The following is a 13,473-nucleotide window of genomic DNA, read 5'->3' on the forward strand; positions in this document are numbered from 1 at the left end:
TTAGGAATCAAAACAGCTAATATGGACATGAGCAACATCAATTGGCTGGCCGTTCTGGTAGCCGGTCTCTCTGCCTTTGTAATAGGCGGGATATGGTATTCGCCCGGATTATTTGGCAATGCCTGGATGAAAGAATCTGCCTTAACCGAAGAACAGATCCGCGCAGGAAACAAAGGAAAAATCTTTGGATTCACCGCCCTCTTTTCCCTGATTATGGCTGCCAATCTGGGGATGTTCCTGATAGACAGCGCCGAAATAAAAACAGATCTGACATGGGGCGCAACTGCCGGATTTTTAGCCGGGATCTGGACCTTCTGTGCGATTGCGATTCATAGCTTATTCGAATTGAAATCCTGGCGATATATCCTGATCAATGGTGGATATTCCATTGTTTCCCTTACGCTTATGGGAGCCATAATTGGCCTCTGGCGATAAAACCCAAACATATGACACATTCAATCAGCTGGTTCGAGATCCCTACAATAGATCTTGCCCGTGCTCAAAAATTTTACGAAACCATACTCGGACTGGAACTGATTCCTATGGACATGCCGGGTATTCAAATGAGGATGTTCCCGGTTCCGGATCATACTTTTATAAGCGGAGCACTCACCTATGCCCCGGATTTTTATGAACCTCAGGCCAACGGAACTCTGGTTTATCTGAATGCCAACCCGGATGTACAGCATGTACTGGACAGGGTGGAAGCTGCAGGCGGAAAAATCATTGTCCCAAAAACCGAAATAAGTCCGGAAATTGGCTTTATGGCTGTTATTCATGACACCGAAGGCAATCGGGTGGCCTTTCATTCGGTTCCGGCTGGATAAAATTTTTACTATGTCAAACCGTGACTGGAGCAAATTCACCGTACGGATAAATATACGTGCACGGAGAAGTGATTTGTATGATGCCTGGACAACCAAAGCGGGAATGGAATACTGGTTTCTTCGCAGTTGTGAGTTTGTGGATGCCAAAGGATATATCCTGGATGAGGAGGAAACCATCCGTGCGGGATGTACCTATACCTTTTTTTGGCATGGATATACTGACGAGGTGTTTGAAAAAGGTGAAATCCTGGAAGCCAATGGTCAGGATCGAATTGTTTTCCGGTTTGGGAAAGCCGGCATTTGTACTGTTCGCATTTTAATGGCGGGAGATGAGCAGATAGTTGAAATCGAGCAGGCAGAAATACCAACAGATGAACATTCGCAATTTCAATATCATGTTGGATGTAAGACTGGCTGGACCTTTTACCTGACCAATTTGAAAAGCCTGTTTGAAGGCGGCATTGATTTAAGGAACCGGGACATCAATCTTCAGGACATGCTGAATTCTTAATTGATAGACAGATATACTTGTATGAATTTGCATTCTATACTGCTACTTACTTTCTTTTTCAAACTGGATGCCGATCCTTTTGATCAATTAAAACAACTGGAAGGTTGTTGGCAAAGAACCGGCACATCGGTACCGGAATTCGAGGAATGGAAAATCCGGGATTCGTTTTCCATGGTCGGACGGATGTATAAAGTAAAAGAAGGGGATACCATGGTTTCTGAAGAAATACTTCTCATTAAAAAACAACAACAGGTTTTTTATCAGGCAAAAACATTTAATCAACCGGAGCAGGAGCGTGTCAGTTTTCGGTTGACTGGTTATCAAAACGGATCCTACGTTTTTGAAAATCCCAAACATGATTATCCACGAAGAATTGTCTATAGTTTTAAAGGATTGGACTCGTTACATGCATGGATTGATGCAGGAGATAGCAAGGCATCCACCCGTGTCGACTTTCATTTTAAAAGAGTGAAATAAGACATAAGCCAAAACAGGTTCATATGAAAATTTTAGTGTTATTGTTTCTTTGCTCCTTGTCCTGGATTTCAGCTGCGTCCCAGGATTTCAGCATCGCTTACAATGTATATGATACAGTTCAAAAAGATTATGAGATTTATATAATGGATGCTGATGGTGGCAATAAAAAGAACCTTAGCAACCGGAAGGCAGTTGACTGGACTTACCACGCAGATGGACAAACGATTTATTTTATCAGCGACAGGGATACCTGTAGCCGGTGTTTTTTCCTATACAAAATGAATCCGGATGGATCTGGATTGAAGAAAATAAGTGACCTGCAATTGGAAGATTCCTGGATGGATAATTTCGGAAATACCATGCTTGTTAGTGCCAAAAAGGGCACTGCTATTCGTTTCCAACTGGCAACTATTGACCTTATATCCGGTTCCTTTAGATGGTTGACAAATGATACCGCGTCCTATTTTAACGATCCGGTTTTTATTGAAAACGGACGCCGTATCGCATACAGATTTCGTCAGCATCGCAGGAACCAGCAGGAAATCATAGAAATCTGGATCATGCAACGGGACGGAACAAACCGTCAACAGTTGACAAGATATCCCTCTTCGGATACAACAGCTAAGTGGTATAGTTATCATGCCGGAGCGCCCCGTTGGAACGCAAAAGAACAGTTTATCAGTTATCAATCATTCCGCAAAGGTCAGTATCAGCTATATGCTATTACACCCGATGGAAAAAAACAATGGCAACTAACTAATGGCGGACAGAATGCAGGTTGGCATGACTGGACTACCGACGGTAACTGGCTTGTAGCAGATATAACGGATAGTAGTAACCGGAGATATGACATTGGAATTAAACCGGTTAACGAAACGACTTTCAAAACTCTCACAGGAATCAAAGACTGGAAAACCAACCTTTCTCCTGTTATTGTTGAAATACGAAAACCCTGATACAGGGCTGACGCTACTGTTTACAAAGCCAATCAAACAGTCGTTCCACCTCTGCAGGTTGAAACAATTGAGTTCCCGGATTCATGGTGGCAGCTGTTCCGCATGCCACTCCATAACGAATGATATCAGCGGCTTCAGCATTTTTCCAGATTTGGTAACACATTCCGGCAACCATGGAATCACCGGCGCCAACTGTGCTCTGTTTTTTTACTGTGGGAGCCGGTACACGAATCACCTGTTCTTTGTTCACCAATATCGCACCCTGCGCACCCAATGAAACTGCTACCATCCTGCAGGATCCGCTTTTCAGCAGGCTTTGGGCTGCATCCACCACCTGGTCGGTTTCCAATGCCGGAACTCCGGACAATTGACTCAATTCATTCAGGTTGGGCTTTACCAGGTAAACACCAGCGGCCACCGCAAGTTCCAGAGGTTTGCCGGAACAATCGATTATAGGTTTGGCTCCCAGTTGATTGGCAAGTGTTACCAGTCGCGCGTAGAAATTATCATTGAATCCGGGAGGCAGACTGCCGCTTCCTACAATAATTTCCGGTGCAACCGGCAGGTTTTTTATTGCATTCAGGATGTCTTCTTCGATTTCCGCCTGAAGTGTTGGTCCCGGTAATACAAATCGAAACTGGTTATTACTTTGCTCTTCTAGTACCACGATATTCTCCCGGGTTTCTCCTGGTATCTGTATGGTATGGTAAGAAATCCTTTCTTCCTGAAGGCAGGCTTCTAGCTGCTTTCCATTGAAACCACCACTGGTAATCAATGCCATATTAGGCGCTCCTAATCGCTGGAGGCCTTTGCTTACATTGATCCCTCCGCCTCCTGCTTCCACCACCATATCACTGCACCTGAGTTTTTTTTCAGGAATCAACTGGGTTGTTCGCGTGCTTTTGTCAACTGCCGGATTGGGGGTTACAGTAAGGATCATGGCACTTAATTTTTATTCAGGTCAGCCAATACGGCTTCGATTCGTTGAATAAAACTTGCTTCATCGGTATACCCGCGGGCCAGCATAAAGAATTTGCTTTCGCTGACCTGCATCAGTACACAGGGATACCCGGTAACCTGTAACTGTTTACAAAGCTGAAACTCATAATAGGCTTTCTCCTTGTATTCTTCGGAACCCAGCTTTTGGTAGAAATCATCCGCGTCAATGTTATATTTCTCCAAAAGATGGCGGTAGGCCTCATTATCACAAAGATCCCTACCTTCAAAATGCAATGCATACTGTAAATCGGAAGCGAATTCAACCTGTTGATCCGGATAGAGTTCCTTGAAAATGCACAGCGCAATGGCCGGCTTTTCCGAATTCGGATACCAATCACTCAAGTCTGGGTTAAAAATATGCCAGAGATAGTCCTGTCCAAACCGGATGCCGGTTAATTCTTCCACTGACTTGTAAGCATCGGCAATATATCCGGCCATAACGCCAATATGCCTGGGCTGATCAGGCAGGATCATACCACCGGACAATACTTCGAATCCAACCCGGTCGGAATAGAGTTCATGAATTTTTTTGATAACCGGACTAAAACCGTAGCACCATCCGCAATAAGCATCATAGCAATAATAAAGTACAGGGGTCATGCTGCAAATTACCTGCTTTCAGCGGGACTTTCACTGACTATTAATGAGATCTTAACAACCGAACTGATTGTACCTGGGTTATTGTTTAACTTACACTAAAGCCGATTTTATGGAAAATGCAACAATTGAAGTAAGGAATTTAACAATGGCGGATTACCAGGAATTGAAAGAATCCATGATTGAGGCCTATGCCAGCATGGGCGGACAATACTGGGGGGAGGAATCCCTGTCCAAGCTTATTAAGAAATTTCCGGAAGGTCAGATCTGTGTAACATTGGATGGTCGTGTGGTGGGATGTGCCCTAACCCTGATTGTTAATTTCAACCGGTTTGGGGACACACATTCCTACCGCCAGGTTACGGGTAATTACACGTTTGACACACATGATCCGCAAGGGGATGTTCTTTATGGAATCGAGATGTTTATCCATCCTGAGTTTCGTGGCTTGCGACTGGCGCGGCGTTTATATGAAGCACGTAAAGTGTTGTGTGAAAACCTGAACCTGCGAGCCATTGTTGCGGGTGGCAGAATTCCGGGATATGGCAAGGTTGCGGAAGAAATGACGCCTCGCGAATACCTGGAAAAAGTCAAGCGCCGGGAATTGCACGATAGCACGCTAAGTTTTCAGTTGGCTAATGATTTCCAGATTAAAAAAGTGATGCAGCATTACCTGCCCGAGGACAGGGAATCCCGCGGTTATGCAACCCTGTTAGTATGGTACAATGTATATTATGAACCAAACCGAAATGCACTGAACCTGCGTAAGGATTTTGTCCGTATTGGATTGGTGCAATGGCAAATGCGGCAATATGGGACATTAAAGGATATGATGGATCAGGTTGAATATTTTGTGGATGCCGTGAGTGATTACAATTCTGATTTCTGCCTGTTACCCGAACTGTTCAATGCTCCCCTGATGGAGCAGTTTAACCATCTGCCGGGGCATGCGGCGATTCGCGAACTGGCTGCATTAACGCCTGATATCGTAGATGCGCTTTCCAAACTGGCCATTTCTTATAATGTGAATATCATTGGTGGTTCCATGCCTTCCATCCGGGATGGAGAACTATACAATACATCTTATTTCCTGCATCGGAATGGCCGTATTGACTTTTATGATAAAATCCATCCAACACCTTCGGAAGAATATGAATGGGCCATAAAAGGCGGAGATAAGATTCAGGTAATTGAGACGGATGCTGGTAAGGTTGGTGTGTTGATCTGTTATGATGTAGAGTTTCCGGAGTTATCAAGACTGTTAGCTGATCAGGGTATGCAGATTTTATTTGTTCCTTTTTTAACGGATACTCAAAATGCGTATAACCGGGTACGTTATTGTGCGGCGGCGCGGGCAATCGAAAATGAATGTTTTGTAGCCATTGCCGGAACAGTGGGTAATCTGCCTAAAGTGCATAATATGGATTTGCAGTTTGCCCAATCAGCTGTATTGACCCCTTCTGATTTTGCATTTCCGGTGAATGGAATTAAAGCGGAAGCTACTCCCAATACAGAGATGATCATTGTTTCGGATGTAGACCTGACCTTGTTATCAGAATTGCATGAATATGGAAGTGTGACTACCCTGAAGGACCGTCGCCACGATCTCTACGAGCTGAAATTACTCAAGTAGTTTACACATTACTTGTATTTCCAGTTGCGGTTTTTGCCATCTGCGATCCATTCTACTGCCTGGTTGATTCGTTTTTGTCGGGTGGCATCGGTTTTTGCTTCCGTGATCCATTCAATGTATTCTTTCCGGTGACTGTAGCTGAATTTATCAAAGACCTCCCAGGCGCGGTGGTTTTTCCGGAGTGCCTGTTCGAATTCCGGAGGAAGCATACATTCCTTTTGGGCAGATGTTGTTTTGCGGGGAAGTTTAATTCCCTGTTCGTTGAGCAGCATGGCCTCCTGAAGTAGCGTGGTGAAGCGAACAGGAAGATCGTCGATCGATTTGATAGGTCCGAGATGTCCCATAGACGTTTCTTCCCTGGCATTTTGCAACAAAGCGGTATCCTTCATCAGGGCTGCCTTCCAGAAGGTGAATGCGCAATGGTTCTTAAAACCTGCGAAACTGCAAAGAACTTCGTTTTTGTATTCAAAATGTGGCATGCCCCATTTAATGGTTTCTTTGACATCCGGGCAAGTCCTGTGAATTTGCTCCCTTAAATGCAGCAGGATAGGCTGAGCAAAAGGCTGTGCCTTTGCAATGTATTCATCAATGCGGGAGTCCAACTGCGGCATATCCTAATTTACGCAAATTCTCCCGATTCCAGGCATCCTGTTGGCGCCAACCAACGGGAGACTGTCTGACCCAGTCTAAGCAATTAATGTGCTTCGAGCCAGTTGGTTCCCTGGCCAACTTCAGCGATTACCGGAACCTCATTTGGGAGCGGCAGGGCTGATTGCATACACTCCAGGATCAGGGGTTTTAGCTGATCCACTTCATCCTTTCGTGCATCAAAAACCAATTCATCGTGCACCTGCAGGATCATTTTGCTTTTGAGTCCGGCTTTTTTTATGGCAGCATGCAGAGATGTCATGGCAAGTTTGATCATATCAGCAGCAGATCCCTGGATGGGGGAGTTGATGGCGTTGCGTTCTGCAAATCCGCGGACGGTAAAATTAGATGAATTGATATCACGCAACCAGCGTTTTCGTCCCATCAGGGTTTGAACATAGCCATGTTCTTTGGCGAAATTGACTGTTTCGTCCATGTATCGGGTGATACCACTGAACTCCTTTTTATAGTTATCTATTATTTCTTTTGCTTCTGTTCTGGAGATTCCAAGGTTATCCGCCAGGCCGAATGCGCCTTGGCCATAAATTATACCGAAATTGACACTCTTCGCTTTACGGCGCATGTCTTTTGTAACATCCGCCTCATCGATACCGTAAACCTTGGCAGCCGTTGCAGTATGAATATCTTTTCCCTGGCGGAAGGCTTCACACATATTCGGGTCACCGCTGATGGCTGCAACAATACGTAATTCGATTTGGGAATAATCGGCTGAAAGCAAGATATGCTCGTTGTTTCTGGGGATGAATGCCTTTCTGATTTCCTTACCTCTTTCTGTCCGGATGGGAATATTCTGCAGGTTTGGATTGTTGCTGGACAATCGTCCAGTAACAGCCACTGCCTGTGCATAGGAGGTGTGAACCCTGCCTGTTTTACGGTTGATCATCAGTGGAAGGGCATCCACATAGGTTGATTTGAGTTTGGTTAACTCGCGAAAGGCCAGGATATCATCCACAATGGGGTTTTGCATCGCGAGTTTGGCCAGCACATCTTCGCCGGTAGCATATTGTCCGGTTTTTGTTTTTTTGGCTTTGGGGTCCAGTTTCAGTTTTTCAAACAGCACTTCCCCTAATTGTTTGGGGGAAGCCAGGTTAAAGCGGACACCTGCCGCTGCGTAAACTCTTTCCTCAGCTGCTTTTGCTTCTCTTTCCAGCTCTTTTGAGTAGTCGTTTAAAAACTCTGTATCTACTTTAATCCCTTCATATTCCATATCAGTCAAAACCTTAACGAGGGGGTTTTCCACTTTTTCGAATACCGATTTCACTTCGAGGGATTCCAGTAGGGGAACGAATTTCTGTTTTAACTGCAGGGTGATATCTGCATCCTCGGCTGCATATTCCTTGATTTTCTCCAGCTCAACATCCCTCATATTTCCCTGGTTCTTGCCTTTTTTACCGATCAGCTCTTCAATAGGAACCGTTTCATAACCCAGGTATTTGGCACTTAGCAGGTCCATACCACGCTTTCCTTCCGGTTCGATGACATAGTGCGCCAGCATGGTGTCAAATAGCTTACCGCTGAGTTCGTAACCATACCATTTCAGGATAAGTAAATCGTATTTGATGTTTTGGCCCACCCATGTTTTGGCCAGATCCCTGAAAAGAGGATTGAACTGGTTCAGAATACTTTTTGTTTTGACCTGGTCAGACGGACAGGGAACGTAATAACCGGTATGAGGCTTAACTGAAAATGAGAGGCCTACCAGTTCGGCGTCGTTTGCGTCCAGGCTGGTTGTTTCGGTATCAAAGCAGATTTCTGGTTCTGCGGATAATAATTTAATCAAGGCCTCAATAGCATCGGAACCTTCCACCAGTTCATATTGATGAGGGGTATTTTGGATGTTTTTTTCAACAAAATGGCTGGAATTGCTGTCAGAATCATCTGATTTTTCAGAATTTATCTTACCTGCGCCATTATTTGGCGTAGCAAATGCATTGCCAAATAAATCAGTTTGAACAGATTGGTTTGCCTGTGTAACAACTTGTATATCTTCACCAAGAATGCGTTTGGCAACTGTTTTAAATTCCAATTCAGTGAAGATTTCTTTCAGCGCTTCCCGGTTCCAGTCTTTCAACCGGAAGTCTTCTTCATGAAATTCAACCGGGACATTGGTGATAATGGTTGCCAGTTTTTTCGAAAGGATGGCGGATTCTTTTCCGTTCCGCACTTTTTCACCCAAAGCACCTTTTATTGAATCTGCGTTGGCCAGAATGTTTTCAAGTGTACCATATTCATTTAACAGCTTGGAAGCGGTTTTTTCACCAACACCTGCAATACCTGGTATATTATCAACTGCGTCACCCATCAATCCAAGCATGTCAATTACCTGGTCAACGGAACGGATATTCCATTTTGAACATACTTCTTCAGGACCTAAAATCTCAATATCTCCACCCTGGTAGCCTGGTTTGTATATTTTGATTTTTTCAGAAACCAACTGACCATAATCTTTATCGGGTGTTACCATGAATACTTCATAGCCAGCAGCAGCCGCCTGTTTGGATAGTGTGCCTACCACATCATCTGCTTCATAACCATCAAGCTCTACAACGGGGATATTAAAACCTCGAATAATTCGCTTGATATCAGGAATGGCAAGAAGCAGGTCCTCAGGAGCTTCCTGGCGATTGGCCTTATAGTCGGTGAAATCAGTATGACGTTCAGTAGGGGCCTGGGTATCAAAACATACCGCCAAATGAGTGGGGTGCCGGTTATTTATAAGTTCCAGTAAAGCATTGGTAAAACCGAATTGAGCATTGGTGTTTTTACCCTGGCTGGTGATACGCGGACTGCGGATGAGTGCATAATAGGCTCTGAAAATAAGGGCCATCGCATCGAGCAGAAAAAGTCTTTTGTCCATATAACAAAGATAGGGTTATGAAAAAGAGCAGCGCCGCAAGGGAAAACATTGCCACTCAGCGTAAGAGGGAAAGTTTTTGCAGGAGATCGGCCAGGGATATCAGGGAACAATTAATGGTGGCAAGACTATCGGAAGGCAAATCTGTAGATCCACGCTCTTCGTTGTGATTTACCTGTACTATGTAGTTTTTTCTTGTGGGCAGATCCGACAAACAATTTTTTAGTGCCCTGTTAATCACGGGAATACTGCCCGTTTGAATCAAAACAGCAATAGCTGGCTTTTCGCTGCCAGCTGAAAATTTTTCTTTTTTAGTTATAACAAGTTGAATTTCAGCGGCATGTTGGGTGCGGTAGTAATACATCTGGTATTTATCTGGAAGGATTTTGGCAATTTCCTCGATAACATATCCTTCCCAGGAGCCGGCCTGACAGGTGGACTTACTCAATGCACGTAATGATTGGATACCCAATAAATGGTGCAGGATTCCTGCATCCCGGATATAAATCTTAGGTGCTTTTGCCAAACGCTTTTTGTTTTCTCCTGGTAATGCTGGAAGCAACCGAATAAAAAATGAGGCTTCCAGAAATTGTATATACCTCAGCACCGTTGGACCTGATATACCCATTGCTCTGGCAAGCACCTGAAAATTTAAAATACTTCCGTTCAGTTGAGCAATCAGTTCAAGACATCTTCTTATTTTGTTTCTATCAAGCTGATGTCCGACTAAAGGAACCGAATCAGCGGAAACAATTTGGTCAAGAATCCGTTCTGCACGATTTCCCATCACCCGATTAGAAGGGGCAGACAAAAAACCTGGAAAACCACCTTTCAGCCAATGCTGCCAAATAACTTCTGATTTGTTGAACTTAAGCGAAAGTAGTGAGCCAGGAAAAACCTCCTGGAGAATAAATTTTTTTGGAACCTGGAAAAATCTGAAAACCGTCTGAAATCTAAAATCTGTTGATAAAATGAATTTTGGTTGATTTTTGAATCTGGATGTAAATTTTTTTATATCCACCAAAATTGACGGCATACAATCAATGGCTTCAATAAAAATCAATTCTTTGCTGTGAGCAGAAAAAAATAAATCCGGATGAATGATTCTGCGCCGATCCATTGATTTTGATAAATCCAGGATCAAAATCTTCTTGCGCAACTGTTTTGCGATTTGCTCCGCCAAAACTCTTTTACCAACTAAAACGGGTCCATGCAGGACTAAAATTTGATTTTGTCTGAAAATCCGGCTAACTGCCAGGTTTAAAGTTGCCTTACCCACGGTTTAGGAGAAATTTAATTGAGTAAATTTAATATATTATATTAATATACCTCAAATTAAATTCTGTAATAATTTCCTTTTTAATTTCTATTTAGGGCTAATCATAAACCGTGATTTAGACAAAAAAACCTTCTATTTAAGGTCTGAATCAGATCGTTTCGACAGCATCAAAAACTGTGGAAAAAAATTACATTAGAACCCAATCGAAATAATTTTTTCTACGCAATAAATAATCTTTTGAAATAATAATTTCAATTCTTTAATTCTGTTTATCAATAATCATTCCACGCAGCTGAAATGCAGATCTGTAAAGTATTTCGGGAGACTTATAGTAGGCATTAACATTTTAATGGGATAATTCTGGCACAATGATTGGATTTACTTATCTGTTATCAAACAATTCATTTATCCAATTTAAAAATCAGTAGTATGAAAAAGTTACAAATGACCGCAATGGCACTGGGAATCGCAACAGTAAGCCTGTTTTCTTTTAAAGATGTCAATACAGCAACTGTGAAAGGTACCGTAAGTCCTGCCGAAGGCGCTACCCAGGCTTGGGCTTTATCCACATCTGACACAGTAAAAGCACCTGTTGCAAACGGAACTTTTGAGCTTAAAAACCTCAAAGCAGGTACTTATCAGATTGTAATTGAGGCTGTTGCCCCTTATAAGAATACGGCCAAGGATGGTGTTGAAGTTGCGGAAGGTGCTACTGTTGATGTCGGCGAAATCAAGCTGAATCAATAAGCCAAATTCGTGCTCATTGAGTACGGATGTGCTACCTTGAGTATAACCGGTTTCGCTATGGCGAGCCGGTTTTTTTTATGACAAACGTTTGCGTCAATTGGTCTGGAAACAAGGGGTTTTACAATTATTGAGGGTATCTTTCTTTTCTCAACTAATGGGAATTTTTATGAACCTCCTAATCTCCTTGCGATCACTAACTATCAGCAGTTTATTCCTACTGTTTCTGGCAGGCTGCTCACCACGCGGTGAGGCTGGATTTTTTTCTTCTGATATCCGGCTGGTAGAGTCAGTTCCAGGTCCCTGGGATTCCACAAACAACCCAATTCTGAAGAATGGTCAGGTTATACTTGCTTCGACTTTGTTTTCAGAAAAACTGCTGAAACCAACATATCGGTTAAATGCATGGAAAGGGGAACGTGTGCATGTACAGGTAGTAATGAAATCAAAGGTCGGAAAGGAAAAGAATAGATTTTCACTGGAAGTTTCTCCATTAGTGAATGAAAATGGGGATGAGATTACTGCATCCAATATATCAGTTCGACAGATAACGTTTGTATTAACAGATGAATATCGTAGCGGATGCGGATACCGTCCGGACTCTTCAGCTTTTTATACTTCAACTGTAACTGATCCCCTTATTCCGATTACTGAACCTGTTCTATCAGCAGACAGTCTGGCCTATTTCTGGATTAGCATTCAAGTACCACAAGATGCACAACCTGGTATTTACCAGGCTGCTGTAAATACCAGCAATAATGTAAAACTGGATCTTGAATTGACTGTCAATACGAGGACCTTACCACCACCATCTGACTGGACCTTTGATCTTGATCTTTGGCAACATCCGGCAGCCATTGCCCGTGTTCACAATGTTCCTTTGTGGTCTTCAGCGCACTATGAAAAGATGCGGCCTTATTATGAACAACTGGCAGCAGCCGGACAAAAAAATATCACAACATCCATTGTACACGAGCCATGGGGGCATCAGACTTTTGATGATTTTCCTTCATTGATCAGATGGATAAAAAAAACCGACGGGGGCTGGTCTTATGATTTTTCCAGATTTGATGAATATGTAGAATTTGTAATGAACTGCGGTATAAACAAACGGATTAATTGTTATTCCATGATTCCCTGGAAAATGATGGTTCGTTATTATGATGAGTCAACGCAGCGGGATACCAGTATTGCAACTGAAATAAACACCCCTGCTTACGTTGCAACCTGGAAACCTATGCTGGAAGCTTTTACCAATCATCTGAAGCAAAAAAACTGGTTTGACATTACTTCCATTGCCATGGATGAACGCCCTATGCCTGCTATGAAAACAGCCATTGCTCTTTTAAAATCGATTGATGCTTCATGGAAAATTGCGTTGGCTGGGGATTATCATCCGGAAATCGAAAGGGAAATTTTCGATTATTGTGTTGCTTCAAGATGGAGCCTGGACAGTACAATTTTGCATCGCAGAATAGATGAAAAACGGCCATCTACTTTTTATACCTGTTGCACCGAAGCATTTCCGAATGGTTTTACTTTCTCGCCCCCGGCCGAACATGTATTCCTGGGATGGTTTGCACAGGCTAAGGGCTTCACTGGATATTTACGATGGGCTTATAATAGCTGGACCAGAGATCCTTTTCTCGACAGTCGATATACCGCCTGGCCCGCTGGTGATACTTACCAGATTTATCCGGGGCCTTCAAGCAGTATCCGATTTGAAAAACTGGTTGAAGGCATTCAGGATTTTGAAAAAATCAGGATACTAAAGGAGGAATGGTCGAAGTCTAACCAGCAGGAAAAACTTATTCAGCTTAAACAGTTGCTTAACAAAATTGAAATAGCGAAGCTGGAAAAGCAATCTGCACAATCCCTTATCGGAGAAAGTAAAATGCGATTATTGGAATTGCAATAAACAAAATAA

13 protein-coding genes are annotated in these 13,473 nt (G+C 43.1%); 8 read left to right on the forward strand and 5 right to left on the reverse strand.

The window, feature by feature from the left end; genetic code table 11:
- Positions 1-27 precede the first annotated feature (27 nt).
- The 5 genes from L0U88_RS12670 to L0U88_RS12690 are packed head-to-tail and all read left to right on the forward strand — an operon-like array spanning position 28 to position 2,771.
- Complete coding sequence (locus tag L0U88_RS12670) at positions 28-435, forward strand: DUF1761 domain-containing protein (RefSeq protein WP_234866434.1); 408 nt, start codon at positions 28-30, stop codon at positions 433-435.
- Between the two features lie 11 nt (positions 436-446).
- Positions 447-827, forward strand: a complete 381-nt coding sequence (locus L0U88_RS12675; RefSeq protein WP_234866435.1) for a VOC family protein — start codon at positions 447-449, stop codon at positions 825-827.
- 10 nt (positions 828-837) lie between these two features.
- The gene (locus L0U88_RS12680) at positions 838-1,338 is read left to right on the forward strand and encodes an SRPBCC family protein (RefSeq protein ID WP_234866436.1); all 501 of its coding nucleotides are present in this window, start codon (positions 838-840) and stop codon (positions 1,336-1,338) included.
- A 21-nt stretch (positions 1,339-1,359) separates the two neighbouring features.
- Positions 1,360-1,815: a DUF6265 family protein gene (locus L0U88_RS12685; protein ID WP_234866437.1), complete on the forward strand. Its 456-nt coding sequence runs from the start codon at positions 1,360-1,362 to the stop codon at positions 1,813-1,815.
- Between the two features lie 23 nt (positions 1,816-1,838).
- A complete protein-coding gene (locus L0U88_RS12690; RefSeq protein ID WP_234866438.1) occupies positions 1,839-2,771 on the forward strand; it encodes a TolB family protein in 933 nt (310 codons plus the stop codon).
- A 13-nt stretch (positions 2,772-2,784) separates the two neighbouring features.
- On the opposite strand, the gene L0U88_RS12695 is transcribed toward L0U88_RS12690, so the two are convergent.
- Together L0U88_RS12695 and L0U88_RS12700 are read right to left on the reverse strand one after the other, a co-directional pair.
- Positions 2,785-3,711: a 1-phosphofructokinase family hexose kinase gene (locus tag L0U88_RS12695; protein WP_234866439.1), complete on the reverse strand. Its 927-nt coding sequence runs from the start codon at positions 3,709-3,711 to the stop codon at positions 2,785-2,787.
- A gap of 5 nt (positions 3,712-3,716) precedes the next feature.
- Complete coding sequence (locus L0U88_RS12700; protein ID WP_234866440.1) at positions 3,717-4,370, reverse strand: DsbA family protein; 654 nt, start codon at positions 4,368-4,370, stop codon at positions 3,717-3,719.
- 109 nt (positions 4,371-4,479) lie between these two features.
- Between L0U88_RS12700 and L0U88_RS12705 the strand changes: the two genes are divergently transcribed.
- A complete protein-coding gene (locus L0U88_RS12705) occupies positions 4,480-6,000 on the forward strand; it encodes a carbon-nitrogen hydrolase family protein (RefSeq protein ID WP_234866441.1) in 1,521 nt (506 codons plus the stop codon).
- An 8-nt stretch (positions 6,001-6,008) separates the two neighbouring features.
- Here the strand turns inward: L0U88_RS12705 and L0U88_RS12710 are convergent, their stop codons facing one another.
- From L0U88_RS12710 to L0U88_RS21085, 3 genes are all read right to left on the reverse strand, one after another.
- On the reverse strand, positions 6,009-6,611 hold the full coding sequence (locus L0U88_RS12710) for a YdeI/OmpD-associated family protein (RefSeq protein ID WP_234866442.1): 603 nt from the start codon (positions 6,609-6,611) through the stop codon (positions 6,009-6,011).
- An 83-nt stretch (positions 6,612-6,694) separates the two neighbouring features.
- Positions 6,695-9,526 carry a DNA polymerase I gene (gene polA, locus L0U88_RS12715; RefSeq protein WP_234866443.1) on the reverse strand — a complete coding sequence of 944 codons (2,832 nt, stop codon included), beginning with the start codon at positions 9,524-9,526 and terminating at the stop codon, positions 6,695-6,697.
- A 55-nt stretch (positions 9,527-9,581) separates the two neighbouring features.
- The gene (locus tag L0U88_RS21085; RefSeq protein WP_234866444.1) at positions 9,582-10,802 is read right to left on the reverse strand and encodes an ATP-binding protein; all 1,221 of its coding nucleotides are present in this window, start codon (positions 10,800-10,802) and stop codon (positions 9,582-9,584) included.
- A gap of 429 nt (positions 10,803-11,231) precedes the next feature.
- On the opposite strand from L0U88_RS21085, the gene L0U88_RS12725 reads away from it, so the two are divergent.
- Both L0U88_RS12725 and L0U88_RS12730 read left to right on the forward strand, forming a co-directional pair.
- On the forward strand, positions 11,232-11,549 hold the full coding sequence (locus L0U88_RS12725; RefSeq protein WP_234866445.1) for a carboxypeptidase-like regulatory domain-containing protein: 318 nt from the start codon (positions 11,232-11,234) through the stop codon (positions 11,547-11,549).
- 166 nt (positions 11,550-11,715) lie between these two features.
- Complete coding sequence (locus tag L0U88_RS12730; RefSeq protein ID WP_234866446.1) at positions 11,716-13,464, forward strand: DUF4091 domain-containing protein; 1,749 nt, start codon at positions 11,716-11,718, stop codon at positions 13,462-13,464.
- The last annotated feature ends 9 nt before the right edge of the window (positions 13,465-13,473 follow it).

The sequence above is a fragment of the Flavihumibacter fluminis genome (genome assembly GCF_021491375.1).
Taxonomy (GTDB): domain Bacteria; phylum Bacteroidota; class Bacteroidia; order Chitinophagales; family Chitinophagaceae; genus Flavihumibacter; species Flavihumibacter fluminis.